This is a genomic window from Lolliginicoccus suaedae (assembly GCF_008312885.1).
Classification (GTDB): domain Bacteria; phylum Actinomycetota; class Actinomycetes; order Mycobacteriales; family Mycobacteriaceae; genus Lolliginicoccus; species Lolliginicoccus suaedae.
The window spans coordinates 1,084,182-1,109,492 of record NZ_VSSO01000001.1 but is presented as its reverse complement, the minus strand read 5'-3'; the positions used below and the strand labels follow the sequence as shown (position 1 = coordinate 1,109,492).

Here is a 25,311-nt window from a genome sequence, read left to right as displayed (position 1 = left end):
TGGACAGGTGGCGAACAGTGACGATCGAGGAATCCCCGGGCACGCCGATGGCGTGACCGAGCCCGTGCCCGTGCTCAACGTGGCCAACGTGTTGACCGTGCTGAGGATCCTGATCGTTCCGGTGTTCCTTGTCGCGCTGCTCATCGAGGACGGTGAGTCCACCATGTGGCGCATCACCGCGGGCGCGTTGTTCATCCTCGCCGCAGTCACCGACCGCTACGACGGTCACCTGGCGCGCAAGCATGGGCTCATCACTGATTTCGGCAAGATCGCGGACCCGATCGCTGACAAGGCATTGATGGGCGGTGCCCTGATCGGACTGTCGATCCTCGGCGACCTCAGCTGGTGGATCACCGGCATCATCCTGTTCCGCGAGCTCGGCATCACCGTGCTGCGGTTCTGGGTGATCCGGCATGGCGTGATGCCGGCCGGTCGTGGCGGCAAGCTCAAGACGGTCATCCAGATCGTCGCGATCTGCTTCTTCATATTCCCGCTGCCGGGCTGGGTGTTCCCGATCAGCGCGATTCTGATGGCCGCCGCGGTCATCGTCACTGTGGCCACGGGCCTTGACTACGTCGTCCAGGCACTGCGCCTGCGGCGCGATGGAATCGCCAGCCAATCTGGCCGCTGACATGGGCGATCCACTGGTCTCCGCCACCGAGCCGGAAGCCCTTGTGTCCGCCCTCCTTGCGCGGCGCCAGACCGTGGCCATCGCCGAATCCCTGACCGCGGGCATGGCGAGCGCGGCTATCGGGGGAATGCCCGGCGCGAGCGAAGTGATGCGCGGCGGGCTGGTCGTGTATGCGACGGAAGCGAAGGCCTCGCTGGCAGGCGTCGCCGAGGAGACCTTGGCCCAGCATGGTGCTGTCTCCGCGGAGACAGCCATCGAGCTCGCGCGCGGAGCGAGGAAGCTGCTCGGCGCGGACTGGGGCCTGGGACTGACCGGGGTGGCGGGCCCGGACGAGCAGGAAGGCAAGCCGGTGGGCACGGCGTTCGTGGGAATCGCCGGACCAGGCCGTGAATCAGTGCTGGAGCTGTCGGTTCCCGGGCCCCGCTGGGATGTGCGTGTCGCAGTGAGCAGGCGCGCGTTTGCCGCGTTAGTCGTCGAAGTTGACGGTCAACAGGTCTAGAGTCAGGTGTCTGGGAACCTCTCGCGGTCGCTGCGCGTTCACCCTGTGTGAGTTGCCCGCCCGCGAGAGGCGGTGCTAGGCCTCGCGGCTATTGGTGCCGTTGCCTGTGGAGAACAATGAGGATGGAGGAGCGACATGGCGCTGCTGCTACGGGAAGCGCTCGGTGACAGCCTGCGGCGCGTCCGGGTGTCCCAGAGCAGGACACTACGCGAGGTGTCGAGCATGGCCCGGGTGAGCCTCGGCTACTTGTCGGAGGTGGAGCGCGGCCGCAAGGAAGCATCGAGCGAGCTGCTCGCCTCCATCTGCGATGCGCTCGATGTCGAGCTTGCCGATGTCCTGTTCGATGTCAGCTCCCTGCTTGCTAGCGAATCCGCTGCCCCGGGTGGCGTTGATGAGCGCACCGCGCGGTTCGTGATCCCGCAGCGCTCGGCGGAGAAGGTCGCGAGCGCGGCCGAGGAACTGGTCGCCGCGTAGCGGGTGCCCGGAGCATCCATCCAGCACGCCGTTCGCGGCACGGGATGCGAGGAGCGGCACATCGGTGGAATCCCCGATGCGCGGCTATCCGATCCGGGATAGATTCGACATGCGTGACTGCGCTCTCCATGAGCGCGGCCCGCGGCGGAGGCTCGTGCTGGTCCGTCCGGGTAGAATCGCGGCACGAGGGACCGACAATCAGACTTGGAGGGATGGGGCTATGGCGAACCCGTTTGCGAAGTGGTGGCACTACATGAAAGCCAAGATGAATGCCTCCATCGATGAGAACGCCGACCCCAAGATCCAGATCCAGCAGGCCATCGAGGAAGCGCAGCGGCAGCACCAGGCCCTGTCCCAGCAGGCCGCAGCCGTGATCGGCAACCAGCGCCAGCTCGAGATGCGGCTCAACCGCCAGATCGCCGAGGTCGAGAAGCTCCAGGCCAGTACCCGCCAGGCGCTGCAGATGTCGGAGAAGGCCGCCGGCCAGGGCGATACCCAGAAGGCGCAGCAGTACGAGAACGCCGCTGAGGCGTTCGCGGCGCAGCTCGTCACCGCCGAGAGCAACATCGAGGATCTCAAGGCCCTGCATGACCAGGCCGTGGGCGCGGCGCAGCAGGCCAAGAACGCTGTCGAGCAGAACGCGATGATGCTCCAGCAGAAGCTCGCCGAGCGCACCAAGCTGCTCAGCCAGCTCGAGCAGGCCAAGATGCAGGAGCAGGTCGGCAACTCGCTGCGCTCGATGTCGGAGCTCTCCGCCCCCGGCAACACCCCGAACCTCGATGCCGTGCGTGACAAGATCGAGCAGCGCTATGCCAACGCCCTCGGCACCACCGAGCTGCACAAGAGCTCCGTGCAGGGCCGGATGATGGAGGTGCAGCAGTCCACGGTGGAGATGGCCGGGCACAGCCGCCTCGAGCAGATCCGGGCATCGATGAAGGGCAACCAGATCAGCAGCGCGCCCGAATCCGCCAGCGCCCCCCAGCCCGCGGCGGACAAGCCGCAGCAGCACGGGCAGGCGGAGCCCAACGCGGCAGGCTGACAGAAGGAGCGAGGAGGCCCAGGCCGTGACGTCCCGAGCTGGCGGTGCCGGGCAGTTCCTCCGCGATGTCCACGGTCGGGTCACCGATGCTGTGACCCGCTTCACCGACCCGCGCGAGAAGCAGATCCGCCGCACCAGAAAGGCCAGGCGCCGGTCGGTCCGCCTTGGTGCCGCATCGGGCATCACTGGCACAGGGACGGTCGGTCTCGCCATTGCCAGCAGTGCTCCGGACTGGACGATCATCGCAGGCGGGGGAGCCACGGCCCTGTTCGCGGTTCCCGCGGTCATGGCCTGGCAACGCTTCCGCACGTACAGGACGCAACCACTGCCGCCAGTACGGCCAGCCAGGCGATTCCATCCGGCCTACTCCTCGGCCGCCTACGACGCCATGCTCCGGCTCGGTGACGCCGAGCAAAGCCTCTACCGCATGCTGACCGTCCTCTCCCGCGCCGAGGTCGTGCCGCATTCGGACCTCGAGGAGATCTCGGTGACGAGCGCCGCCGCCGGCGATGCGCTCGAGGCCACGGCCCGCGATGTCGTCGAGATGGAGCACGCGCAGAAAGCACTGCGGGGCCGCGGGCAGCGTCGGGGCGCACCAGGTGCCCAGCATGATCTCCGCCTGCCCATCAGCGCCCTCGCGGATCAGGTCACCGAGGGTGTCGAGGAGATCGAGGCACTCGCTAGGGCCGCAAGCCAGATGACCGAGGCAGTCTTTGATCGCTCCCGGCCCGCTCAGCCGGGAGGGCGCGTGGTCGAAGCCATGGACAAGCGCCGAGCCGAGCTCCTGGACGCGGCCGACCGGCTCGAGGGGCTCGCTCACGGGCTGCGCGAGCTCAACGCCCTGCGCTGGCCAGCCGCCGAGGAGCCGATGGCGATGCACGGTGCCCGCTCCCAACGCATCGACCCGCTGGCCGCTCCGGATCCCGCCATCGCGCCAAGCATGAGGAGGGATCCAGGGCGCGCAGGCCCGGGGAGACGCGACGAGCGCCCCTGGCACACTGCCTGAGCAGGATCCGCCCCCAGCTAGGGGTGCTCCCTGAAACGCACCCTGAACTCCGCGCCCGCGTGCTGACAATGCCCTGCCGGTCGCGCATGCTGGAGGAAGGCCAGGGCAGAACGCCTGGCGCACCGCCCAACTAGTACGGGAGTCATCATGGTCCTCCGCATCGTGGCCGCCATCATCATCGCGTGGCTTGCCATCATCGTGCTCGGCGCGCTGTTCGATGTGTTGTCAACAGTCATCACCCTCGCGCTCATCGCGACAGCCGCGTACTTGATCTACCGATTCTTCGCCGGGCCCCGCACCCCGACCACGCCCTCCACGAGGCTCTAGGCAGCCCTCCACAGCTAGGAGCAACACGCATGCGCATCGCTGTCGTCGCTGGACCCGACCCGGGGCACGCGTTCCCCGCCATGGCACTGGCCAGGCGTGTCGCCGACAGCGGCGGCGAGGCGGTGGTGTTCACCGGGACCCGCTGGCTCGACCATGCGCGCGCGGCCGGGCTTGATGCGCGCGAGCTGCCAGGCCTCGGGCGCGGCGCGGAGGATCTCGACGTCGACGCCGGCCATCGCATCCACGAGCGGGCGGCATCGATGTCCACCCAGCTCCTGCCCGCGCTCAATCAGCTGATGCCTGACCTCGTGGTTAGTGATGTCATCACCGTGGCGGGAGGCCTTGCCGCCGAGCGACTCGGCATTCCCTGGGCCGAGCTGTCGCCGCACCCCTTGTACTTGCCCTCGCGCGGGCTGCCACCCGTGGGAAGCGGTCTCGAGCCAGGGACCGGACTGTCCGGGCGGGCCAGGGACGCCATGCTGCGGGCGTTCGTGGCCAGGGACATTCGGCGCGGTCGCCTCCAGCGGGGCCGGGCACGAGCATCCGTCGGGATGCCCGAGCGGGATCCCGGGCCCCGCGCGCGACTCATCGCGACCCTGCCAGCGATGGAGGTGGCCAGGCCTGATTGGCCAGGCACCGCGCATCTCGTGGGGCCGCTCATCTGGGAGCCCGCGAGCCGTGACATCGAGCTGCCGCCCGGTGAGGGCCCTCTGGTCATGGTGTCGCCGTCGACCGCGAGCCGTGGCGGCGTGCAGGGCATGATCGACGCTGTTGTCGAGGCGCTGCGCGGCAATAGCGACCCGGCCACGAAATGGCGCATGGTCGCCACAGTGCTCGGCGGGCAGCAGCTCGACCTGCCCGATTGGTGCGTCGCAGGCCAAGGCAGGCAGGGGCCACTGCTCGATCAGGCCGCAGTTCTGGTGTGCGGCGGGGGGCACGGCATGCTTGCCCGCGCGCTGCTCGCGGGCACCCCGATGGTGATCATCCCCGGTGGCGGCGACCAGCGGGAGCTCGCCGCGCGGGCGCAGCGCCGGGGCGTCGCCGAGATCGTGCGAACGGGGCCCGGGGGCGAGCTGGATCCAGCGGCCGTGCGCGCTGCCATCGAGCGCGTGGTGGGCGATCCGCGATACCGGGCCGCGGCCCAGGAGGCGGCCAGCACGGCGCGGGAGGTGCGGGACCCCCTCTCGATCTGCGAGGAACTGATCACGGGCAGCCAGGTCTGATGTAGGTCCCCTTGCCGAATCTGCGAGCGCAAGTCAACAGATGTCCGATTCCGGGGCGTGATTGGTTGACTTCCGCTTGCAGATTTCCGCAGTAGTAGGGTGGGGCCGTGCGTCTGACCGATTTCCACGACAAGGTCGAGAGCTGCCTCGGCGCCCGGCTTGGCCCTACCCTCCTGCGCGACCATGTGCTGACCTCCCTCGGGGGCCTCACGGCAGAGCGAGCCATGAGCAGCGGGGTCTCGCTGCGCGAGGTATGGCGAGCGCTCTGCGACGAGTTCGATGTCCCGGAGCTGCACCGCTAGCATTCGAACGTGTGTTCGGTATAGTGGTGCCAGTCGTACCGGATCGGCCGCGCGCCGAGGCGTGCCCATCAACAACGCGCCTCAGCGTCGAATCCCAGCCTGTGCACGGTGATGTGGTTATCCACAGCGTGGGCGCGGGAACGCAAAATTGTCAGTGGCCGGTCGTACGGTAGCCATGAGTGGGGCACTGCCAGTCCTCACTGACAGGCACACTGCCGCCGCGCATCTAGTCCAAGGAGAATTCAGACATGGCACCCGCATATGATCGCGAGAAGGCGCTCGAGCTCGCTCTCGCGCAGATCGACAAGTCCTTCGGCAAGGGCTCGGTAATGAGGCTCGGTGATGAGCCGCGGCAGCCCATCGCGGTGATCCCCACGGGCTCCATCGCGCTCGACGTGGCTCTGGGCATTGGCGGATTGCCACGCGGCAGGGTCGTGGAGATCTACGGTCCCGAGTCCTCCGGCAAGACGACCGTGGCGCTGCACGCAGTCGCCAACGCGCAGAAGGCCGGTGGCATCGCGGCGTTCATCGATGCCGAGCATGCGCTCGACCCTGACTACGCGCGTGCCCTTGGCGTCGATACCGACGCACTGCTGGTCTCCCAGCCGGACACCGGCGAGCAGGCCCTCGAGATCGCCGACATGCTGGTTCGCTCGGGCGCCCTCGACATCCTCGTCATTGACTCGGTTGCCGCGCTCGTGCCCCGCGCCGAGATCGAGGGCGAGATGGGAGATAGCCATGTCGGCCTGCAGGCGCGCTTGATGAGCCAGGCGCTGCGGAAGATGACCTCGGCGCTCAGCTCGGCCGGGACCACCGCCATCTTCATCAACCAGCTCCGCGAGAAGATCGGTGTGATGTTCGGCTCGCCCGAGACCACCACGGGCGGCAAGGCCTTGAAGTTCTACTCATCGATCCGTCTCGACGTGCGCCGCATCGAGACCCTCAAGGACGGAACGGATGCCGTCGGCAACCGTACTCGGGTGAAGGTCGTCAAGAACAAGGTCTCGCCCCCGTTCAAGCAGGCAGAGTTCGACATCCTGTACGGGCACGGCATCAGCCGCGAGGGCTCGCTCATCGACATGGGCGTGACGCATGGCTTCATCCGCAAGTCCGGCTCCTGGTTCACCTACGAGGGCGACCAGCTCGGTCAGGGCAAGGAGAACGCCCGCAAGTACCTGATCGAGAACCCCGAGGTGGGCGACGAGATCGAGAAGAAGGTCAAGGAGAAGCTCGGTATCGGTGCAGTGCTTGATGCCGAGGTGGAAGCGCCCGCTGCGGAGTTCTGATGCGTCCGGGCGCGGAGGAGCAGGAGAAGTCGCCAGAGGAGTGGCAGGCACATGCCAAGAACTTGTGCCTGCGCTGGCTCGGCATGCGTGCCCACACTCGTGACGAGCTGCGGAACAAGCTCGAGGCCAAGGGTATCCCCAGCGCTGTGAGCGATTCTGTTCTCGAGCGTTTCGCCGAGGTCAAGCTCATCGACGATGCCGAGTTCGCCCATGCGTGGGCACGCTCCCGGCACCAGTACGCGGGCAAGGGCAAGCGAGCGATCGCCAACGAGCTGAGGCGCAAGGGGGTTGATGACGCGGATGCCCAGAACGCGCTGAGCACCATCAGCGACGAGGACGAGCGAGACCGGGCCCGGGAACTCGTGGATAAACGACTTCGCTCCATCGCGTCCGTCGACTGGACCGATCAGCGGGAGAAGCAACGCATCATCCAACGGCTGGTTGGCATGCTCGCACGGCGGGGGTATGGCCCCTCCATCTCCTACAGCGTCGTCACCGAAGCGCTGCCGCACCACGGTGGGGCAAGCGATGGCCTGCTCGATGAGCCGTTCTAGCTCGCTGGACCAGCCTGCTCCGGCACTGTCGGCCGCTCGCTCATCGCCCCGGCAGCCTTCCGGATGCCGCGCGCGTGCAGGCTCATGACAATCAGTCCGATCGCCAAGCCCGTGACGTCGGTAAATACCCCGTAGTGCACCAGCATCAGGCCCGCGGCGCCCAGAGCCGCACGCTCGGCCCAGCTGATTCGCTCATGCAGGAAACCGACCACAGCGATGCCCAGGAAGAACACCCCAGCGAGCGAGGACACCATCGCGAGGATCCCCTGCCCCCAGTTCACATCCTGGAGCAGCAACTCGGGACTGATCACGAACAGGAATGGCACCACGAATCCCGACACCGCGATCCGCACCGCATGGCCACCGGTGCGGATCGGATCGCCTCCCGAGATCCCGCACGCCGCGTACGCCGCCAGGCACACCGGCGGCGTGATGTCCGCCATCACGCCGAAATAGAACACGAACAAGTGCGCCGAGAGGATCATCGCCACTGTCGCGTCAGGAAGGTCGCCCTGGAGCAGCACGACGATCGCTGGTGCCGCCAAGGTCGCGGTGACCACATAGTTCGCCGTGGTCGGCAGGCCAATGCCCAGGATCAAGCAAGCGAGCATGGATAGCGCCAGCACCGGGATCAGATAGCCCCCGCCCAGCCCGATCAAGCCATCAGCGAGCTTGTGGCCCAAGCCCGTCAAGGTGATCATCCCGGCCAGGATCCCAGCCGCCGCGCACGCCACAACGATCGGCAGCGCGATCCGGGTCGCCCCCACGAGGCCATCGGCGAGGCTTGCCACCGAGAGCTTCTCGTCGGAGGCCCGGCCCCAGCCCGCGAACAGCGCGACCAGCGGTGTCACGACTAGCGCGAGCAGGAACGACGTCACCACGATCGACCACGCTCGCGACAGATCCGGCAGCGCCGCATCCACCGAGAGATCGACCAGCCACATCGCCGTCAGCACCACACCGAAAGGAACGATCAACCGCCAGGACTGCCGCATCGCCACCGGTAGCGGCTCCGCGGCGTCACTGTCCGGGGCGAACCCTCGCTTGCGCGCCACCACCTGGGCCAGCACCGCTACCAGCACTCCGAGCACCAGCGCGACCACCGCCATCCGCAACAACGACGACAAGTCCGGCAGCAATGCTCCCACCAGCCAATGCAGCGTCGCCGCTCCCGCGACGGTCACCGATGTCCAGCCCAGCAGTGACAGCGCGCCCCGCGCCCGGCTGGTCGATGGACGCGGGGCCGCGACCAGGCCCGTACCTGGCGAGACCGCCACCACGAGAGGATGAAGCAGCTGCACCAGCACGTTGATGCCGATCGCGATGGAGATCGAGGCCATCGCCGCGAAGCCCGGGCTGAATCCCATCGACAGCAGGATGAAGATCGCCACGATCGGCACCAGCAAGTACCCCTTGGCCGCCATGATCTGCCGGACGCTCGGCAGCATCGGCTTCGGGATGCCCCCGATGCCGAGGCGCCGCGCATCGAAGTGGATCACCACGAACTGGGCGACGAAGAAGAGCACTGCGGGGATGATCGCGGCCTTCAGGATCTCCGCGTACGGGATGCCGGTGATCTCCATCATGATGAACGCGCCCGCACCCATGATCGGCGGGGCGATCTGCCCGCCCGTCGACGACGATGCCTCCACCGCGCCCGCATAGTTCGGTGAGTACCCCGACTTCTTCATCATCGGGATCGTGAACGCGCCATTGCTGACGGTATTGGCGACCGACGAGCCGGTGATGGTGCCCGAGAACGCGCTCGTCGCCACTCCGACCTTGGCCGTGCCACCCCGCGACCAGCCAGTGGCTCCCAGCGCGGCGTCGGTGAAGAACCGCTCCATGCCGGTGCGCTGCAGGATCGCGGCAAAGACCAGGAACAGGAAGATCACCGTTGCGGACACCCGTACTGGAGTGCCAAAGACGGCCTCGTCGGTGAAGAACGAGACATTGACGATGCGATCAAGGCTGTGGCCGCTGTGGCCGAGGAACCCAGGCAGCACCGGACCGTAGTACGCATAGGCCAGCATCAACGAGGCAAGCACCACCAGCGCTGGGCCAAGGACCCGCTGCGCTGCGACGAGGATGAGCAGCAGGCCTGCGGTGCCGACGGCGATGTTCGCGGGGTCCAGGATTCCCGCAGTGCGCAGGATCGTCTCGTAGTTGGCGAAGACGTAGTAGCCGACGAGCACGCTGAGCGCGGCCATCGCCACATCGCCGACGGGCACGCCACCGAGCCGCAGAGGGAGATGGCGTGCCACCTGGGTGAGCACGATCACGAGCAGGGCCGGGGCCACGATGTGCATCCCGGCGATGCCTTGGGCGAGCAATGCCGCGACGATCAGCACACCGGCCACCACGAGCCCAGTGCCCATGCGCTGCCGGCGCAGCGAGGTCCGCGGCTTCGCCGGATAGAGCAGGAAGATCAGTGCGACGGCGAGGGATACATGGAAAGGGCCCTGTTGCCGCGCGGGCAGGGAGCCCTCGAACAGGGGCGAGGTCAGGATGTGGAACAGCGCGAACGCCAGCGCCACCACGAACACCGCCCACTTCCAGGCGGGAACCGCGTCGACGCGGGTGTGCTCGGTCGATTCGAGGGCATTGTGGTGCTCGAGCTCGGCGATGTCGGTGCTCAGGCTGGCGTCGCGGGGTGGTGGCGTGGCGGGCACGGTGGCTTTACCTCGTGGTGGTGGCGTGATTGGTTCGCAGATCGACGCGGGCGCCGGCGCGGACAAGATCGAGCAGCCGGACGACGGTGCCATCAGGCACGGTAATCGTATGATCCACCGACGGGTTGCCCACGATCATGGGCACGATGCCGAGCGGCCGATCATGGTGCAGAACGCGGAACCGGCCGTCCTCGACGAGGAACGTGGTGGTGGTGCCGCCGATGGTCTCGGGGCCTCCGGGCAGGTTCGCTCCGATGCGGTCGAACACCATCTCCCGCATGGTCAGCTCGCCCTCCTCGTTGACGGAGAACACCTCGTGGACGGGGCGCTTGTGCACCGAATGGATGTGGTCGAGGGTGATCGGCTCGCCGGGCGAGAGGGGAGCGGAGTACACGACCTCGTCGGTCTCGTGCGAGTAGACCTCGAAGCGAAGTTGCTCCTCGGGGCTGGCGCAGGCACCGCCCGCGAGGCTGGCCAGGGCGCCAAGCATCAGGGCCAGCAACGCGCGATGCGGGGGCACCCGGTGCGACCGGATGCCCCCGCAGTGGCGGACGGGGCTCGTCACGGCACGCTGATGCCGTTCTCCTCGAAGTACCGGGCCGCGCCGGGGTGCAGCTGCACCGGGCCAAGGCCATCGACGGCCGTGTTAAGGATGATGTCATCGCCAGCGGAGTGCTGGACGTCGCGGGAGTTCTCGTACATCACGCGCGTCAGGTCGTAGGCGAGCTGCTCATCGAGATCAGCCTTCGCGTAGAGAGTGGCCCATGCGGTGACCGTGTTGTTCGAGCCATCGACCCCCGAGTAGGTACCGCCCGGGATGACATGCGGCGACAGCAAAGGGTTCTCGGAGAGGAGCCGGTCGAGCGCCGCGCCCTGGATGTTGAGCATCCGCACATCGTTGGTGGTGGCGAGCTGCTCGATGCTGCTCGTCGGCGCGGACAGGATGCCGAACGCGGCATCGACGACACCGTCGCCGAGGTTGGTGGCAGCGTCGCCGAAGCTGCTGTCGAACTGCTCGGCGAGATCCTCATCGGGATCAATGCCGTATGCCTCGAGCACCTGCCCGGAGAGCGTATTGGTCGCGCTGCCCAGCGGTCCCATCTCCACGCGCTTGCCCCGCAGGTCCTCGATGGAGGTGATGCCCGTGCCCTCGACGGTGACGACCTGCAGGATCTCCGGGTAGATGTTGCCCAGCGACCGGATGCCAGCCGGGTCGCCCAGCGGGTTCTCCTCGAAGTCGCCGGCGCTGGCCACCGCATCGGCCGCGGTCGCGTTGACGGCCATCGCGAGCTCCACCTCGCCCTGGTCGAGCTGGCGAAGGTTGTCCACGGAGGCGCCGCCGACAGTGGCGGTGATCGAGTAGTCCTCGAGGTTGTCGCTCCAGAGGCTGGCGATCTCGCCGCCGAGCGGGTAGTACGTGCCGCCCGTGGAACCGGTGGCGAGGGTGAGGTCGTTCTCCCCGCCGACGGCGCAGCCGGCGAGCGCGAGCGTGGCCACGCCCGCGGTTGCCGCAGCGACCATGCGGCGCGCGGTGCCCGGCCAGTGGGATGGGGTAATGGTCATGGGAAAGCTAGTCCTCTCCTTGCGGTTGGCCCACGGTAGCGGGGCCTCGTGCATCTCGTGCCGGGGACCCCGGGAGCGACAGTGCCGTCGAGCCCTGGCCCGGCCCCGGGGCATGCCTGTCCCAGTCTTGACCAGATCGGCCACGGAAACGGACGAATTGCGGTAACAACCCCGTGACGGCCTAGCGGGCGGCGTGATCCGTTGCCCCCGGCCGGAGGGGCGGCCCGAACCGGGCACGCGGCGTCGCGAGGCATGCCAGCGAGCGGCCATGACGCCGTGCGGATGGGCAAAAGCAGTGGTAGCAGGCTTGGTCGGGGATGCGCCGCTCCCGTACACTGGGCGGTCGTGAGCACTACCGAGGACATCAGCGAGGCCAGCGAGGCTATCGCGCCGCAGCAGCGCACGTACCAGATCCGCACTTATGGATGCCAGATGAACGTGCACGATTCCGAGCGGCTCGCGGGCCTGCTCGAGGAGTCGGGCTACGTACCCGTCGATGGGGGCAGCGAGCCGGACCTGGTGGTGTTCAATACCTGCGCGGTGCGGGAGAACGCGGACAACAAGCTGTATGGCAACCTCGGTCACCTGCGGCCGTCGAAGGACGCGAACCCGGGCATGCAGATCGCGGTGGGCGGATGCCTCGCGCAGAAGGACCGCGACGTCGTGGTCAAGCGCGCGCCGTGGGTGGATGTCGTGTTCGGCACGCACAATATCGGGGCGCTTCCTGCCCTGCTCGAGCGTGCGCGGCACAACGCGGAGGCGCAGGTGGAGATCATCGAGGCGCTCGAGGCGTTCCCGTCCGGTCTCCCGGCCAAGCGTGATTCCGCCTACTCGGGCTGGGTGTCGATCTCGGTGGGCTGCAACAACACCTGCACGTTCTGCATCGTGCCCGCGCTGCGCGGCAAGGAAGTGGACCGTCGCCCCGGGGACATCCTCGCCGAGGTGCAGGCGCTCGTCTCGGAGGGCGTGCTCGAGGTGACGCTGCTCGGGCAGAACGTCAACTCGTATGGCCGCTCGTTCGCTGATCCGGAGATCCCGCGCAGCCGTGGCGCGTTCGCGGACCTGCTGCGCGCCTGCGGCAGCATCGAGGGGCTCGAGCGGGTGCGGTTCACCTCGCCGCACCCCGCGGAGTTCACCGACGATGTGATCGCGGCGATGGCCGAGACCCCGAACGTGTGCCCCCAACTGCACATGCCGCTGCAATCGGGATCCGACCGCATCCTTCGGGCGATGCGCCGCTCGTACCGCAAGGAGCGGTTCCTCGGCATCATCGAGCGGGTGCGCGAGGCGATGCCGCATGCGGCCATCACCACCGACATCATCGTGGGCTTCCCCGGCGAGACGGAGGAGGACTTCGAGCACACCCTCGATGTGGTGCGCCAGGCCCGGTTCTCCAGCGCCTTCACCTTCCAGTACTCCAAGCGGCCCGGCACTCCCGCGGCCGACATGGCGGACCAGGTGCCCAAGCATGTGGTGCAGGAACGCTATGACCGGTTGATCGCCCTGCAGGAGCAGGTCAGCCTCGAGGAGAACACGAGGATCATCGGCTCGACCGTCGAGCTTCTCGTCGCTACGGGGGAGGGTCGCAAGGATGCCGCGACCCGGCGGATGAGCGGACGGGCCCGCGACGGCAGGCTGGTTCACTTCCGCCCCGATGGTGCCGTCGACCAGGCGATCCGTCCCGGAGACATCGTGACGACCACCGTTACCTCCGCCGCGCCCCACCACCTGGTCGCTGACGCGCCGATCCTGGCGCACCGCCGTACCCGGGCAGGCGATGCCGCGGCTGCCGGCCACACGCCGAAGACCCCGCCGATCGATACAACCCCGACCGGTGTCGGGCTGGGGATGCCGCGGCTCGGCGCCCCGGCCCCCGCCCCCCAGACGACAGGATGCTGCTGATGGCCGCTCACACGCCCCGGATTCCTGACCCCGCCGAGAGCTTCGCGCCCGGCACCACCGGAACGCGGGACGGCGCGTCGGTGGAGATCGACCCGGGCATCCGCGCCTTGGTGGCCGCGGTGCTCGTGCTCGTGCTCGTGGGTTCCTTCGCGCTGCCGCACACCGGTGCCGCGAACGGCTGGGACGTGCTCGTCGGCTCGGAGGCAGCGCGCGAGCAGTCGGTGAAGATCATGTCGCAGCTGTTCGTCTGGTTCGCGCTCGTCTTCGGCGCGGGGTTCTCCATCATCAGCCTGATCTCGCGCCGCTGGGTGGCGGCACTGGTCGCTGCGGGCGGATCGTTCGTCGGTGCGGTGCTAGGGATGCTGGCCGTGTGGTCGCGACAGACCCCCACCGCCGCCGATCTCGCCGCGGCGAGCGACGCGGGCCCGGGAGCCGGGCTGGTCCTGGGACTCGCGGCACTAGCAGCGTTGTTCCTGACGTGGTTCACCGTGGCCGTCAGCCGGGTGCCCGCCCCGCAGCAGCACGCGGGCTAGCCACCCCTGGTCATCCAGGGAGGCTAGCCCGCGTTCCTGGCATGGTCTAGCGGGAGGTCAGCGCATCCTCGGCGGTAGCGGCCCACTCCCGCCACTGCTGGGCCTGGGCGCGCGCCTTCGCCGCGTCCTTCGCCCGCCCGGCAGCCTCTGCCTTGGCGGCCTGCTCCTCGAGCTGCTGCACGCGCTCGCGGAACTGCGCGGCCCGGGCCTCGGCCTCCGGGTCGGTGCGGCGCCACTGCGAGTCCACCGCGTCCCGCACCCGGGACTCGATGGCCTTGAACCGGGCCTCGAGATCATGGATGCGGTCGCGCGGGACCTTGCCGATGGCCTCCCAGCGCTCCTGGAAGCGCCTCAGCTCGGCACGCGCGGCCTCGAGATCCTTGGATGGATCGAGCGACTCGGCCTGCGCGAGCAGCGCCTCCTTCGCGGTCGCGTTCTCCGCGAACTCCGCGTCGCGCTCCGATGCCGCAGCATTCCGGGCCGCGAAGAAGGTGTCCTGGGCGGCCTTGAAGCGCTTCCACAAGGCGTCATCCGCCTCCTTCGGCGCCCGCCCGGCCGCCTTCCATTCCTTCATCAGGTCGCGGTAGGCCCCGGCCGTCTCGCCCCATTCAGTGGAGGACGACAGCGCCTCCGCGCGGGCCACCAGCTCTTCCTTCACCGCCTTGGCATGGACGCGCTCGCGATCAAGCTCCGCGAAGTGCGCCCCGCGCCGCCGGTTGAAGCTGTCGCGGGCCTTGGAGAATCGCTTCCACAACGCATCGTCGGTCTTGCGGTCGATGCCGCGGATGGTCTTCCACTCATCGAACATCGTGCGGAGCCGGTCACCGGCAGCCTTCCACTGCGTGGAGTTCTCCGCGATGTCCTCGGCCTCGACGCACAGCGCTTCCTTGCGGGCGACCTGCGCGGCACGTTCCTCCTCGCGCCGGTGCTGAGCCCGCTCCGCCGCAGCGTCCGCGCCCGAGATGATGCCGTGGAGGCGGGCCTCGAGGGCGTCGATGTCACCGATGACCGCGGCAGTGGGCAAGGTCTCGAGGAGATGCCCGGCAGCCGTCCTGGTCTTCTTCGGTTCGCCAGCGCCCTTCGCGAGGCGCGTCTCGAGCAGTTCCACCTCCGTGGCGAGATCCTCGAAGCGGCGCGCGAAGTGCGCGAGCCCCTCGGAGCGGTCGCCGGCATGCCAGGACCCGATCTGCCGCTCCCCGTCCTTGGTGATCAGCCACACGGTGCCGTCATCATCGATGCGCCCGAACTCGGTGGGCGAGTGCGGCGTGGCCGCTGTGGCATTCTCGTGGCCGGTCAGGGGGGTGACGTTTCCCTGCTCGTGCGGGGTGGTCCCGGTCATGGTTCCTCATCTCTGCCGCGCGTCACGGCTGCCGTGCCCCGCCCGGTGGAGGGGCGGACCTGCGATGGTCATGTCGTGGTGGATCGACGACACCACCTCCATTCAACCGTGAACAGGTCGGCGAGGCCATCAAATCCTGCCAGAAGCGTGTTTCTCCGGCCGAACGCACTGCGGTGGCCTGCTAGTGACGCGCTCGTTTCGCATCGCGCGATCCTGCTCGGTAGCGTTGTGCCGTGCTTGCTGCTGCCGCCGTGGTCCCTGGCCCCCCGCTGCTCGTGCCGGAGCTTGCCGGTGCCGCAGCCAGCGAGACCGCCGACCTGCGCGCGATCGTGCTGCGCGCCGCCTCGGTACTGGCCGAACGAGCACGGCACTGGATCATCGTCGGCACCGATGTTGCTGGTGCGGACTACGGCCCAGGCACGGTCGGCACGTTCGGGGGCTACGGCCGCGAAGTGATCGTCACTCTCGGGCAGGAGGGCATCGAGCCGGACCCGATGCTGCCGCTGCCCGTGCTCATCGGCGGCTGGATCCGCGAACAGGTGGCACCGGAGGGCACGTGCGAGGCGCGGATAGTCGATGCCGCGATGACCGCGAGCGAGGCCCAGGCGTGGGGGAGGGCGCTCCGGGCAGAGCTGGGCGCGGAGCCCAGGGCCATCGGGGTGCTTCTCGTCGCCGATGGCTCCATGCGCCTCACCGAGAAGGCGCCAGGCTCGCTCGATCCCCGCGCGGTGGATTGGGAGGACCGCCTCGCCGCAGCGCTCGACACAGGCGATCAGCAGTTCCTCGCCACGCTCGACGCCAGCGCGTGCCAGGAAATGGGCATCGCCGACCGGGCCGCCTGGACCATCCTCGCCGGGCTCTTCCCCGACGGACCGTCGAGCGTCACCGACCGGCACGACAGCGCCCCCTACGGGGTGGGCTACCACGTGGGGATGTGGCTGCCGTGACGAAACCAGCGACCCGGCCCATCGCCGTCATCGGCCCCACCGCTACTGGCAAGTCCGCGCTCGCGCTCGACCTCGCCGAGCAACTCGGTGGCGAGATCATCAACATCGACGCGATGCAGCAATACCGCGGCATGGACATCGGCACCGCCAAGCTGCCCATCGGTGAGCGCCGCGGCATCCCGCACCATCAGATCGACACCCTCGACGTCACCGAGACCGCCACCGTTGCCCGCTACAAGGACGCCGCGACCACCGACGTCGAGACCCTCCTCGATCAGGGCAAGGCGCCCATCATCGTGGGGGGCTCGATGATGTACATCCAGTCGCTCCTCGACGACTGGCAGTTTCCAGCCACCGATGCAGAGGTGCGCGCCAAGTGGGAAGCCCGCCTCGCCGAGATCGGAGTGCGGGCGCTGCACCAGGAGCTCGCGCGCATCGACCCCGACGCCGCCACGACCATCCTGCCGACCGACCCGCGCCGCACCGTCCGCGCCCTCGAAGTCATCGAGCTGACCGGGAAGCCCTTCGCGGCATCCGCGCCCACGATCGGCGAGCCGCGATGGAACACCCTCATCGTCGGTGTGGACCGCGACACCACCGAGCTTGATGCGCGCATCGCGCAGCGCACCGAGCAGATGTTCGCCGAGGGGCTCGTCGACGAGGTGCGTGAGCTTCTCGGAGCCGGCCTTCGCGAGGGAGTGACCGCCTCCCGCGCCATCGGGTACGCGCAGGTGCTCGCCGCCGTCGACGGGACGCATGACCTCGCTGCTGCGGCCGAGCTGACCACCCAAGGGACCCGCCGCTACGTGCGCAGGCAACGATCCTGGTTCAAGCGCGATCACCGCATCCACTGGTTCGATGGCGGAGCCGCCGGGCTCGCCGAGGACGTCGTGCGCTTGCTGTAGGGCGGATCGGCCGCATCGACTAGTGATCGGATTCGGCTCAGGGCCTGGAGAGGCTCACGGACCATCCGGTCGCGAGCGCCCACGCCTCGGCCCGCTGCGTGATGCTCGCGATCACCTCGGACTTGGCCGCCGCATAGGCGTTCATGTCGGGCCAGTCGCGACGCACGAGCTCGCGCTTGACGTGTGCGTACAGGTCGCGATCGGCGCGGTCGAGGCGCAGCCAGTCGCGGAACAGCAGGTGGCGCCGTTCCCAGTCGCTTCCAGCCGCGCAGGCGTGAACGTGGACACCGAGATCCGGGGTGCGGAGCATTCGATGCCGGGGCTCGCGCACGCGCAGCAAATAACCGGCCTCGAGCAAACGGGGAAGGTAGGTGTCCTCCTCGTCGGGATCCGCGACGCTGATGTTGATATCGACGATCGGCTTGGCGTCAAGGCCTGCGACAGCTGTGGAACCAATGTGATCGATGCGATGCGCGCTCGCGCCGAGCGCGTTGACGATGCGGTCTTGCTCGATGCGGAACCGGTGGAACCACTGCGGATCGTGGGGAACGAGCGTGAGGTCGCGCTTCTCGACCCCACCGATCAACTCCGCATCGTTCGTCACGATCGGACCCTAGCAAGTGCTCGGTGCTTGCCCACTGCACTGGTCCGCCGTCCGTGTTGTGCCGCGAGCCGCTACGAGGCTTGCTGGCGCGCATCCGCTAGCCTCACGGCATAGCCCCGCCGCGCGATCAAGGAGACTGCCCGTGACCGAGCATGACAACCACGCCGCTGCCACCGAGCGCGTCGCTATCGTCACGGGCGCGGCCCGCGGGATCGGTGCCGCCATCGCCGATCGGCTCGCTGCCGATGGCATGGCGGTCGCCGTACTCGATCTGGACCAGGATGCTTGCGGCAGCACGGTCGAGGCCATCACGTCGGCTGGTGGCAAAGCCCTCGCTGTGGGGGCCAATGTCGCGGATGAGCAGTCCGTCACTGACGCGGTCGCAGCCGTCGCTGAAGGTCTCGGAGCACCCACCGTCCTGGTCAACAATGCGGGCATCATCCGGGACAACCTGCTGTTCAAGATGACTGTTGATGACTGGGACTCGGTGATGGGCGTTCATCTGCGCGGGGCGTTCCTCATGGCGCGGGCCGTGCAGAAGCACATGGTCGAGGCGGGCTACGGCCGCATCGTCAACCTGTCGTCCACATCCGCTCTGGGCAATCGCGGCCAAGCCAACTACTCCGCCGCGAAAGCCGGCATGCAAGGTCTCACCAAGACGCTCGCCCTCGAGCTCGGCCGATTCGGTGTGACCGCCAACGCCATCGCGCCCGGATTCATCGCCACCGACATGACCGCAGCCACCGCTGAGCGCATCGGCATGGGCTTCGACGAGTTCAAGAAGGCCACCGCCGCGCAGATCCCTGTCGGCCGGGTTGGTGTGCCCGACGACATCGCGCACACTGCCTCCTTCCTGGCATCCGAGGGTGCTGGTTTCGTCTCGGGCCAGGTCATCTATGTCGCTGGCGGGCCGAAGGACTAGCACGATGCAGGTTTTCGCCAGTCTCGACGAGCTCCTCCACGCCCACGCATCCGCAGACGGGCCATTGCCCCTCGGCACGGGGGAGTGGCACGAGGTCACCCAGCATGCGGTGGATCTGTTCGCGGAGGCCACCGGTGACCACCAGTGGATCCACACCGACCCCGAGCGGGCGGCGAGCGGCCCCTTCGGTGGCACGATCGCGCACGGCTACCTCACCCTGTCGCTGCTACCCCTGCTGATGCGGACGGTGTACCGCGTGGACGGGCTCCGCATGGCGGTGAACTACGGCAGCAACAATGTGCGGTTCCCGGCTCCGCTGCCCGTCGGTTCGCGCGTGCGAGCCCACGCAGAGCTCCTCTGCACCGTCGCGAAGTCCGGGGGCCAGCAGCTCACCGTGCGAGCCACCATCGAGCGCGAGCATCCCGAGGGCGGAGCGGATGCCCGGCCCGTGTGCGTCGCCGAGACTCTCGCCATCCTGTACCGGGCGTAGCTCACCGGCGATCCACCCACCACCTCGTCGGCACGGGGAGCCCCGGCGCAACCGGATCCGGCCAGTCTTGCAGCACGGCAAGCCAGCGCCAGCCAGTATCGTTGACCACATGCATCCAGCAATCCCGTTCAGCAAGGGCCATGGCACGCAGAACGATTTCGTGATCCTGCCGGATACGGCCGTGGAGCTCGAGCTCGATCCGCGGGTCGTGGCGCGCTTGTGCGACCGGCAGCAGGGCATCGGTGCTGATGGGGTGCTGCGGGTCGCGCGGGCTGGCGCGCTGGTCGAGGCGGGTGTGCTGCCGGGCCTGCCCGAGGGCGTGCACGCGGACGATTGGTTCATGGACTACCGCAACGCCGATGGCTCGATCGCGGAGATGTGCGGCAACGGCGTGCGGGTGTTCGCGCACTACCTGCGGGCATCGGGCCTGGAGGAGCGCGCTGCGTTCACGGTGGGCAGCAGGGCTGGTGCTCGCCCGGTGACGGTTCACGAGGCTGGTGCCACGTTCGGCGAGGTGACGGTGGACATGGGCATGGTTCGCCAGCTGGGGGAGAGCCGCGCTTCGGTGGGTGGCCGCGAGTTCTCGGGCATCGGTATCGATGTGGGCAATCCACATCTGGCGTGCGTGGTCGAGGGCATGGGCCCGGACGAACTAGGCCGGCTGGATCTCGATGACCCGGTGTTCGATCACGAGTTCTTCCCTCATGGCGTGAACATCGAGATCGTGACGCCCCTGGTCGAGGGGGCTGTTTCCATGCGGGTCAACGAGCGCGGTGTCGGCGAGACGCGCTCGTGCGGCACGGGCACGGTGGCGGCGGCGGCAGCGGCGCTGCTGCGATCCGGGGCGCAGGATGGCGCGGTGGAGGTCACGATCCCTGGCGGGACGGTCACGGTCACGGTCGAGGGCGGGCGCGCCTGGTTGCGTGGTCCATCGGTGCTGGTGGGCGAGGGAATGCTGAGCAGGCAGTGGTGGTCTGATATTTGATCGCACTACCTGGCGGATGCCCGTATCATCGGAAGCATCACATCAGTAGATAAAGGGGTGACCGCTTCTTTGCGGCAATCAGTGAACTCTCTCCCGTCCGGTCATGACGTTCCCGCTGGCGAAAGCGCCATCGAGCTGTCCGGCGAACCCATTCCAGCGCATCAATCCAGCCATCGTGCTGATCCTTCCACCGGTGACATGCAGCTCGAGGAACGGACCTCGTTGCGCCGCGTGCGCGGGCTGTCCACCGAGCTCACCGACGTCACCGAGGTCGAGTACCGGCAGTTGCGCCTCGAGCAGGTGGTTCTTGCCGGGGTGTGGACGTCCGGCTCGGCCGCCCATGCGGAGGCGAGCCTGCGGGAGCTCGCGGCACTGGCCGAGACTGCTGGTTCGGTCGTGCTCGAGGGGCTCATCCAGCGCCGCGACAAGCCGGATGCGGCGACGTACCTTGGTTCCGGCAAGGCCGCGGAGCTGCGCGAGATCGTTGAGGCCACCGGCGCGGATACCGTCATTTGCGACGGCGAGCTCACCCCGGCGCAGCTGACGGCGCTGGAGAAGATCGTCAAGGTCAAGGTGGTCGATCGCACCGCGTTGATCCTCGATATCTTTGCCCAGCATGCGACGTCGCGGGAGGGCAAGGCCCAGGTGTCGCTCGCGCAGATGGAGTACATGCTGCCCCGGCTGCGTGGCTGGGGCGAGGCCCTGTCCCGGCAGGCCGGTGGCCGCGCGGGCAGCAATGGCGGCGTGGGCCTTCGTGGCCCTGGCGAGACGAAGATCGAGACGGATCGTCGGCGCATCCGCGAGCGGATGGCGAAGCTGCGTCGCGAGATCCAGGCCATGAAGAGCTCGCGCGATACCAAGCGTGCCCGGCGGCAGCGCAACCAGGTGCCCGCGGTGGCGATCGTCGGTTACACGAACGCGGGCAAGTCCAGCTTGCTCAATGCGCTCACCGATGCGGGCGTGCTGGTGCAGAACGCGCTGTTCGCCACTCTTGATCCGACGACGCGCCGCGCCGAGCTCGATGATGGCCGCGAGTATGTGCTCACCGACACGGTGGGATTCGTGCGGCACCTGCCCACGCAGCTCGTCGAGGCTTTCCGCTCCACCCTGGAGGAAGTGACCAGCGCGGACGTGCTGGTCCATGTGGTGGATGGCTCGGATGAGTTCCCGCTCGAGCAGATCAACGCTGTCCGCCAGGTCATCGATGACGTGGTGCGGGAGCAGGAGGCCCCAGCTCCGCCGGAGATGCTGGTGATCAACAAGATTGATGCCGCGGACCCCGTGGCGCTCGCGAAGCTGCGCCGCACGCTGCCCGATGCCGTGTTCGTCTCGGCGCATACGAAGGCCGGGATTCCCGGCTTGCGGACGCGGATCGCGGAGATGCTCACTCGCACCGATGTCGAGGTGCTCGTGGAGGTCCCGTACTCGCGCGGCGACCTGGTCTCGCGCATTCACGCGGAGGGAACGGTCAGCGCGGAAACCCATGAGTCCGAGGGGACGCGGATCCGGGCGCACGTGCCGCCCGCGCTTGCCTCGGTGCTCGTGGACTATGGGCTGTAGAGCCTCTCGGTTATGCTGCGCGGCATGATGGCAGGACGAGCGCGCGCTCGCGCAGCAGGAGGCTTGCTGGCCGCGGCATTGTGCGCGCACCCGCTCGGCGGGATCGCGCAGGCGCAGGCGCCTCCCATCGAGGAGGCGCCTGCGACCGAGCGGCTCTGCACGCCTGACGACGCCGAACTGGGCGAGCTGTCTGGCCTCACCGTCATGGACGGGGTTGTCTATGCCATGCCTGACGGTGGTGATGAGGCGCGCATCGCGGTCCTCGAAGGAGCCTTGGATGGCACGTGCGAGGTGACCCGCTGGATCCGGGGTGCTGCGGATCCCTTCGATCCCGAGGATCTCGCTTCCTACGGCGGCGACCTGTGGATCGGCGACTTCGGTGACAACGCGCGCGCCCGTGAGACGATCGCGCTGATCCGTGTCGATCCAGTGTCGGCCGAGACGTCAGTGCATCGCTTCGAGTTCCCGGATGGTCGGCCCCGCGATGTGGAGACGCTCCTCATCGATGCGAGCGGGATGCCGATCCTCGTGTCGAAGTGGTTCGGCGTGGGCGAGGTATTCGTGCCACGCGGTGGGCTCTCGGTGTCGGAGCTGCCCGCCGGTGGCACGACGACCCTGGAGTATCGCGGGGAGATGGCATTCCCCATGACCAGCACGTCGGGCGGTCCGCTCGGCTCGGTCGGCTCGACCCTAGCGACAGGTGGAGCGGTGAACGAGTCCCGCACCATCGCTGCGGTGCGGACGTACACCGATGCCTACCTGTTTGCCGATGCGGGTGGTGATCTCGTGCATGCCTTGACCAAGGAGGCGGTGCGGGTGCCTCTGCCTGGCGAGCCCCAGGGAGAGGCGATCGCGTTCACCGCAGGGGGCGACCTGCTCACCGGCTCGGAAGTGGGTGATGCCGCTCTGGATTCCGAGGGCTCGGCGACCACGGAGCTGCCTCCGATCGGTGTGGTCAGGGGTGCGGACCAGATCGCCTGGGATGCTCTCGCGCAGCGGGGTGGCACAACACCGTCCCTCGTGCCGGGGGGTGCGGCGGCCGAGGATGACCAGGATGGCGTGGATGATGCGGACCGGGCCAGCAGTTCCCCGGCCAGCTGGGCGCCGGTGGTCGCGATCAGTGCAGCCGGGGTGGTGCTGCTTGGCATTCTCGCTGTGACCGTGGCGTTCTTCGTGCGTCGCCGCTCGAGCTAGTGCTCTGGGCGATCGCTAGCCCAATCCTCAGAGCTTGCGGATGACGGATACGACCTTTCCCAGGATCGTGGCATCATCCCCACATATCGGGTGGAAGTGCGGGTTGTGCGGCATCAGCCAGACCGTCGAGCCGTCCCGCTTGAACGTCTTCACCGTGGCATCGCCATCGATCATCGCGGCGACGATGTCCCCGTTGACCGCATCCTCCTGCTGGCGCACGACCACCCAGTCGCCGTCGCAGATCGCGGCATCGGTCATCGACTCGCCGACCACCTTGAGCAGGAAGTGCGCCCCATGCCCGACGAGTTCCTGCGGGAGGGGGAACACGTCCTCGATCGATTGCTCCGCGAGGATCGGGCCGCCTGCTGCGATGCGGCCAACGAGGGGCACGTACACCGCGGTCGGAGCATTGGTGTGGTCGTCGGCGTTATCCACGGAGTGGACCTGGCGGAACGTTCCGGTTCGTTGCCGGCCCTGCTCGCTGCCGGGTGCAGGATCGGAACCCCGGGCATCGACGGCGCGGGGCCGGTTCGGGTCGCGGCGCAGGTAGCCCTTCTTCTCGAGGGCACGGAGCTGGTGGGTCACGGAGGAGGTGGAGGTGAGGCCCACGGATTCACCGATCTCACGGACGCTCGGTGCGTAGCCACGGTGCTCGACCGACTCCCGGATGACCGTCAGGACTGCTTGCTGCCGATCAGTCAGGGGCGGGAGGCCATTCTCTGGTGCCACGGGCTCGACGATCGCGACCGGCGCGGTGCGCGAGCTCCTCTTCTGCGGTGGCATCGAATCCATCCTCCTCGTGCGGGGCATCCAACGGGGGCTAGAGCGACAATATCCAGGTCGCCCGGATAATTCAAACAAACGTTCGATGCGGTTGCCGCGTTTGGCGAAAAAGTGTCGGTCCGCCGTGGTAGAAATCGAACACCTGAGCGAGTGGCGTGCTCGGGAGGCCAACTGGCTTTGGAGTCCACGGGAAGGATCCGCACCATGATCGATAGCGACGCACCACGATCGAGGCAGGGCCAGCAGGATGCGCGCGGGGGCGCTCTCGATCACGGCGGCAGCGGGCCCGCCGCTCACCGGTGCCCGGTCAGCCCGCGGCGGCGCAACCTGCCGCGCGCGGACCTGCCAGGGCGTTCGGCCGCGCCGGGGCACCGGCAGGTTCCCGGGCCGCGCCAGGCGGGAATGCCGGGCCCCGGCGATGGGCGCAGGCCATCCCCGGGCCGCGCGCTGCCCCGGCACGCGCGGCCGCGCCGGGGCACTGGGGCTCCCGCCTCGTTGCCAGGTGGACGGCCGCCGACGCGTCGCCCGTCGTGCTCGCTGGCGCAGGGCCTGCAGCGCCCTTCGGCGCCGCGGTCACGACAGGCCTTGGCGTGCCAGGTGCCGCCGCGCGCCGCAGCGCCACGGGGGGAGTCCGGGATGGCTTGTGTCCTCTTGTTCGCGCTCGTCGTGACGGCCATGGCGTCGGTCCTGCTGTGGGGCGCGCTCGGGCCCGTTCCCGGGTTGGTCTCGACGCCTGGACCGTCCGATATCCGGGGAACCGTCGCGGGCCAGGTGCAGCTTGGCACGGGGACAGTGGAATGATCCGGGACGCCGATCCCGGGGTTCCGGCAGCGATGCCCGAATTGCCGATACTTGCGACAAAGCGTTGCACAGCATACGTTCAACATCGAGCGTGCACGCGTTATGCAGGTCTTGTGCGACTCGGCGATGACATGGACCAGGCGCGCAACTGGATCTTGCTCGCGCAGGATCCTGGCGTCGCGGGGCTGTGCCAGAGAGAGCCGCGCGAGATGATGGGCCAGGCACGGACGGCACCTGCGCCGCGCGCCGCGCCGAGTGAACAACACCGAGGAGTGATGATGCGCTGCCCCTTCTGCAAGTCCACCAACTCGCGCGTCGTCGATTCGCGCGAGGCGGACGAGGGGCAGGCCATCCGGCGTCGACGCTCCTGCACCGATTGCGGACGTCGGTTCACGACCGTGGAGACGGCAGTGCTCGCGGTGCTCAAGCGTAGCGGCGTCACCGAGCCATTCAGCCGTGACAAGGTCATCCGGGGAGTCCGCTCGGCGTGCCAGGGCCGCGATGTCGCCGAGGATGCGCTCCATCTCCTGGCGCAGCAGGTCGAGGACACTGTTCGCGCGAGCGGCGCGGCAGAGATCCCCAGCCACGAGATCGGCCTGGCGATCCTTGGTCCGCTCCGTGATCTCGATGAAGTGGCCTACCTGCGGTTCGCCTCGGTCTACCGGTCCTTCACCTCGGCCGATGACTTCGAGAGGGAGATCGAGACCCTCCGCAAGCATCGAGCCGCGCACGAGCAACGCCACCCCGCGCACCGCTAGAGCTCCAGCGGG

At 68.3% G+C, this 25,311-nt stretch carries 27 protein-coding genes; 21 read left to right on the top strand and 6 right to left on the bottom strand.

The features are described 5' to 3' along the window. Nucleotides 1-7: 7 nt before the first annotated feature. The 10 genes from pgsA to FXO18_RS05055 all read left to right on the top strand — a co-directional run bounded on the left by pgsA (nucleotide 8) and on the right by FXO18_RS05055 (nucleotide 7,341). Nucleotides 8-631 (top strand): CDP-diacylglycerol--glycerol-3-phosphate 3-phosphatidyltransferase, encoded by a 624-nt coding sequence (pgsA, locus tag FXO18_RS05100; protein ID WP_223114508.1) that lies wholly within the window; start codon nucleotides 8-10, stop codon nucleotides 629-631. Between the two features lies 1 nt (nucleotide 632). Then, the gene (locus FXO18_RS05095) at nucleotides 633-1,130 is read left to right on the top strand and encodes a CinA family protein (protein WP_149359920.1); all 498 of its coding nucleotides are present in this window, start codon (nucleotides 633-635) and stop codon (nucleotides 1,128-1,130) included. A 135-nt stretch (nucleotides 1,131-1,265) separates the two neighbouring features. Further along, the gene (locus tag FXO18_RS05090) at nucleotides 1,266-1,604 is read left to right on the top strand and encodes a helix-turn-helix domain-containing protein (RefSeq protein WP_149359919.1); all 339 of its coding nucleotides are present in this window, start codon (nucleotides 1,266-1,268) and stop codon (nucleotides 1,602-1,604) included. A 220-nt stretch (nucleotides 1,605-1,824) separates the two neighbouring features. Then, nucleotides 1,825-2,643 carry a PspA/IM30 family protein gene (locus FXO18_RS05085; RefSeq protein ID WP_149359918.1) on the top strand — a complete coding sequence of 273 codons (819 nt, stop codon included), beginning with the start codon at nucleotides 1,825-1,827 and terminating at the stop codon, nucleotides 2,641-2,643. Nucleotides 2,644-2,668: 25 nt separating this feature from the next. Next, a complete protein-coding gene (pspM, locus tag FXO18_RS05080) occupies nucleotides 2,669-3,649 on the top strand; it encodes a phage shock envelope stress response protein PspM (protein ID WP_149359917.1) in 981 nt (326 codons plus the stop codon). A 147-nt stretch (nucleotides 3,650-3,796) separates the two neighbouring features. After that, nucleotides 3,797-3,976: a hypothetical protein gene (locus FXO18_RS05075; protein WP_149359916.1), complete on the top strand. Its 180-nt coding sequence runs from the start codon at nucleotides 3,797-3,799 to the stop codon at nucleotides 3,974-3,976. A gap of 29 nt (nucleotides 3,977-4,005) precedes the next feature. Continuing rightward, nucleotides 4,006-5,199 carry a glycosyltransferase gene (locus FXO18_RS05070; protein ID WP_149359915.1) on the top strand — a complete coding sequence of 398 codons (1,194 nt, stop codon included), beginning with the start codon at nucleotides 4,006-4,008 and terminating at the stop codon, nucleotides 5,197-5,199. Between the two features lie 107 nt (nucleotides 5,200-5,306). Then, a complete protein-coding gene (locus FXO18_RS05065; protein ID WP_149359914.1) occupies nucleotides 5,307-5,501 on the top strand; it encodes a DUF3046 domain-containing protein in 195 nt (64 codons plus the stop codon). A gap of 248 nt (nucleotides 5,502-5,749) precedes the next feature. Beyond that, entirely contained in the window at nucleotides 5,750-6,787 is a 1,038-nt protein-coding gene (recA, locus tag FXO18_RS05060) for a recombinase RecA (protein WP_149359913.1), read from the top strand. Further along, nucleotides 6,787-7,341 (top strand): regulatory protein RecX, encoded by a 555-nt coding sequence (locus FXO18_RS05055; protein WP_149359912.1) that lies wholly within the window; start codon nucleotides 6,787-6,789, stop codon nucleotides 7,339-7,341. Before recA ends, FXO18_RS05055 begins: the two co-directional genes overlap by 1 nt. Here the strand turns inward: FXO18_RS05055 and FXO18_RS16140 are convergent. The 3 genes from FXO18_RS16140 to FXO18_RS05040 are packed head-to-tail and all read right to left on the bottom strand — an operon-like array spanning nucleotide 7,338 to nucleotide 11,576. Beyond that, entirely contained in the window at nucleotides 7,338-10,013 is a 2,676-nt protein-coding gene (locus FXO18_RS16140; protein WP_187774177.1) for a TRAP transporter permease, read from the bottom strand. The two genes, FXO18_RS05055 and FXO18_RS16140, sit on opposite strands and share 4 nt — an antisense overlap. A 7-nt stretch (nucleotides 10,014-10,020) precedes the next feature. Beyond that, on the bottom strand, nucleotides 10,021-10,578 hold the full coding sequence (locus FXO18_RS05045) for a DUF1850 domain-containing protein (RefSeq protein WP_149359910.1): 558 nt from the start codon (nucleotides 10,576-10,578) through the stop codon (nucleotides 10,021-10,023). After that, entirely contained in the window at nucleotides 10,575-11,576 is a 1,002-nt protein-coding gene (locus FXO18_RS05040; protein WP_235900449.1) for a TAXI family TRAP transporter solute-binding subunit, read from the bottom strand. Before FXO18_RS05040 ends, FXO18_RS05045 begins: the two co-directional genes overlap by 4 nt. 282 nt (nucleotides 11,577-11,858) lie before the next feature. Between FXO18_RS05040 and miaB the strand changes: the two genes are divergently transcribed. Next, entirely contained in the window at nucleotides 11,859-13,478 is a 1,620-nt protein-coding gene (gene miaB / locus FXO18_RS05035) for a tRNA (N6-isopentenyl adenosine(37)-C2)-methylthiotransferase MiaB (RefSeq protein ID WP_149360126.1), read from the top strand. Next, complete coding sequence (locus FXO18_RS05030) at nucleotides 13,478-14,011, top strand: Rv2732c family membrane protein (protein WP_149359909.1); 534 nt, start codon at nucleotides 13,478-13,480, stop codon at nucleotides 14,009-14,011. The genes miaB and FXO18_RS05030 overlap by 1 nt, the downstream gene beginning before the upstream one ends. A 46-nt stretch (nucleotides 14,012-14,057) precedes the next feature. Here FXO18_RS05030 and FXO18_RS05025 read toward each other — a convergent pair whose 3' ends face one another. After that, the gene (locus FXO18_RS05025) at nucleotides 14,058-15,350 is read right to left on the bottom strand and encodes a DUF349 domain-containing protein (RefSeq protein WP_149359908.1); all 1,293 of its coding nucleotides are present in this window, start codon (nucleotides 15,348-15,350) and stop codon (nucleotides 14,058-14,060) included. 233 nt (nucleotides 15,351-15,583) lie between these two features. Between FXO18_RS05025 and FXO18_RS05020 the strand changes: the two genes are divergently transcribed. Continuing rightward, nucleotides 15,584-16,297, top strand: a complete 714-nt coding sequence (locus tag FXO18_RS05020; protein ID WP_149359907.1) for a class III extradiol ring-cleavage dioxygenase family protein — start codon at nucleotides 15,584-15,586, stop codon at nucleotides 16,295-16,297. Beyond that, nucleotides 16,285-17,202: a tRNA (adenosine(37)-N6)-dimethylallyltransferase MiaA gene (gene miaA, locus FXO18_RS05015; RefSeq protein ID WP_149359906.1), complete on the top strand. Its 918-nt coding sequence runs from the start codon at nucleotides 16,285-16,287 to the stop codon at nucleotides 17,200-17,202. The genes FXO18_RS05020 and miaA overlap by 13 nt, the downstream gene beginning before the upstream one ends. 37 nt (nucleotides 17,203-17,239) lie before the next feature. Here the strand turns inward: miaA and FXO18_RS05010 are convergent, their stop codons facing one another. Then, a complete protein-coding gene (locus FXO18_RS05010; protein WP_149359905.1) occupies nucleotides 17,240-17,806 on the bottom strand; it encodes a GrpB family protein in 567 nt (188 codons plus the stop codon). Between the two features lie 142 nt (nucleotides 17,807-17,948). Between FXO18_RS05010 and FXO18_RS05005 the strand changes: the two genes are divergently transcribed. The 5 genes from FXO18_RS05005 (at nucleotide 17,949) to FXO18_RS04985 (ending at nucleotide 22,957) form a co-directional block, all read left to right on the top strand. Next, a complete protein-coding gene (locus FXO18_RS05005; RefSeq protein WP_149359904.1) occupies nucleotides 17,949-18,728 on the top strand; it encodes an SDR family oxidoreductase in 780 nt (259 codons plus the stop codon). A gap of 4 nt (nucleotides 18,729-18,732) precedes the next feature. Continuing rightward, on the top strand, nucleotides 18,733-19,218 hold the full coding sequence (locus tag FXO18_RS05000) for a MaoC family dehydratase (RefSeq protein ID WP_149359903.1): 486 nt from the start codon (nucleotides 18,733-18,735) through the stop codon (nucleotides 19,216-19,218). A 121-nt stretch (nucleotides 19,219-19,339) separates the two neighbouring features. Further along, entirely contained in the window at nucleotides 19,340-20,203 is an 864-nt protein-coding gene (gene dapF / locus FXO18_RS04995; RefSeq protein ID WP_149360125.1) for a diaminopimelate epimerase, read from the top strand. Between the two features lie 129 nt (nucleotides 20,204-20,332). Further along, nucleotides 20,333-21,763: a GTPase HflX gene (hflX, locus tag FXO18_RS04990; RefSeq protein WP_235900487.1), complete on the top strand. Its 1,431-nt coding sequence runs from the start codon at nucleotides 20,333-20,335 to the stop codon at nucleotides 21,761-21,763. 24 nt (nucleotides 21,764-21,787) lie between these two features. Continuing rightward, a complete protein-coding gene (locus FXO18_RS04985) occupies nucleotides 21,788-22,957 on the top strand; it encodes a hypothetical protein (protein ID WP_149359902.1) in 1,170 nt (389 codons plus the stop codon). Nucleotides 22,958-22,984: 27 nt separating this feature from the next. Here the strand turns inward: FXO18_RS04985 and lexA are convergent, their stop codons facing one another. Beyond that, nucleotides 22,985-23,740, bottom strand: coding sequence for a transcriptional repressor LexA (gene lexA, locus FXO18_RS04980; protein WP_149359901.1), 756 nt, complete (start codon nucleotides 23,738-23,740; stop codon nucleotides 22,985-22,987). A 636-nt stretch (nucleotides 23,741-24,376) separates the two neighbouring features. Here lexA and FXO18_RS15850 point away from each other — a divergent pair. Together FXO18_RS15850 and nrdR are read left to right on the top strand one after the other, a co-directional pair. After that, a complete protein-coding gene (locus FXO18_RS15850) occupies nucleotides 24,377-24,541 on the top strand; it encodes a hypothetical protein (protein ID WP_187774176.1) in 165 nt (54 codons plus the stop codon). 278 nt (nucleotides 24,542-24,819) lie between these two features. Then, nucleotides 24,820-25,299, top strand: coding sequence for a transcriptional regulator NrdR (nrdR, locus tag FXO18_RS04975; RefSeq protein WP_149360123.1), 480 nt, complete (start codon nucleotides 24,820-24,822; stop codon nucleotides 25,297-25,299). The last annotated feature ends 12 nt before the right edge of the window (nucleotides 25,300-25,311 follow it).

Excerpts from the sequence above, each read along its gene's own strand:
- nrdR (WP_149360123.1), top strand. The coding sequence starts at position 24,820 with ATGCGCTGCCCCTTCTGCAAGTCCACCAACTCGCGCGTCGTCGATTCG.
- FXO18_RS05075 (WP_149359916.1), top strand. The coding sequence starts at position 3,797 with ATGGTCCTCCGCATCGTGGCCGCCATCATCATCGCGTGGCTTGCCATC.
- FXO18_RS05070 (WP_149359915.1), top strand. The coding sequence starts at position 4,006 with ATGCGCATCGCTGTCGTCGCTGGACCCGACCCGGGGCACGCGTTCCCC.
- FXO18_RS15850 (WP_187774176.1), top strand. The coding sequence starts at position 24,377 with ATGGCTTGTGTCCTCTTGTTCGCGCTCGTCGTGACGGCCATGGCGTCG.
- FXO18_RS05000 (WP_149359903.1), top strand. The coding sequence starts at position 18,733 with ATGCAGGTTTTCGCCAGTCTCGACGAGCTCCTCCACGCCCACGCATCC.
- FXO18_RS05040 (WP_235900449.1), bottom strand. The coding sequence starts at position 11,576 with ATGACCATTACCCCATCCCACTGGCCGGGCACCGCGCGCCGCATGGTC.
- recA (WP_149359913.1), top strand. The coding sequence starts at position 5,750 with ATGGCACCCGCATATGATCGCGAGAAGGCGCTCGAGCTCGCTCTCGCG.
- FXO18_RS05055 (WP_149359912.1), top strand. The coding sequence starts at position 6,787 with ATGCGTCCGGGCGCGGAGGAGCAGGAGAAGTCGCCAGAGGAGTGGCAG.
- FXO18_RS05085 (WP_149359918.1), top strand. The coding sequence starts at position 1,825 with ATGGCGAACCCGTTTGCGAAGTGGTGGCACTACATGAAAGCCAAGATG.
- lexA (WP_149359901.1), bottom strand. The coding sequence starts at position 23,740 with ATGCCACCGCAGAAGAGGAGCTCGCGCACCGCGCCGGTCGCGATCGTC.
- FXO18_RS05095 (WP_149359920.1), top strand. The coding sequence starts at position 633 with ATGGGCGATCCACTGGTCTCCGCCACCGAGCCGGAAGCCCTTGTGTCC.
- FXO18_RS05030 (WP_149359909.1), top strand. The coding sequence starts at position 13,478 with ATGGCCGCTCACACGCCCCGGATTCCTGACCCCGCCGAGAGCTTCGCG.
- FXO18_RS04985 (WP_149359902.1), top strand. The coding sequence starts at position 21,788 with ATGATGGCAGGACGAGCGCGCGCTCGCGCAGCAGGAGGCTTGCTGGCC.
- FXO18_RS05090 (WP_149359919.1), top strand. The coding sequence starts at position 1,266 with ATGGCGCTGCTGCTACGGGAAGCGCTCGGTGACAGCCTGCGGCGCGTC.
- FXO18_RS05025 (WP_149359908.1), bottom strand. The coding sequence starts at position 15,350 with ATGACCGGGACCACCCCGCACGAGCAGGGAAACGTCACCCCCCTGACC.
- miaB (WP_149360126.1), top strand. The coding sequence starts at position 11,859 with ATGGGCAAAAGCAGTGGTAGCAGGCTTGGTCGGGGATGCGCCGCTCCC.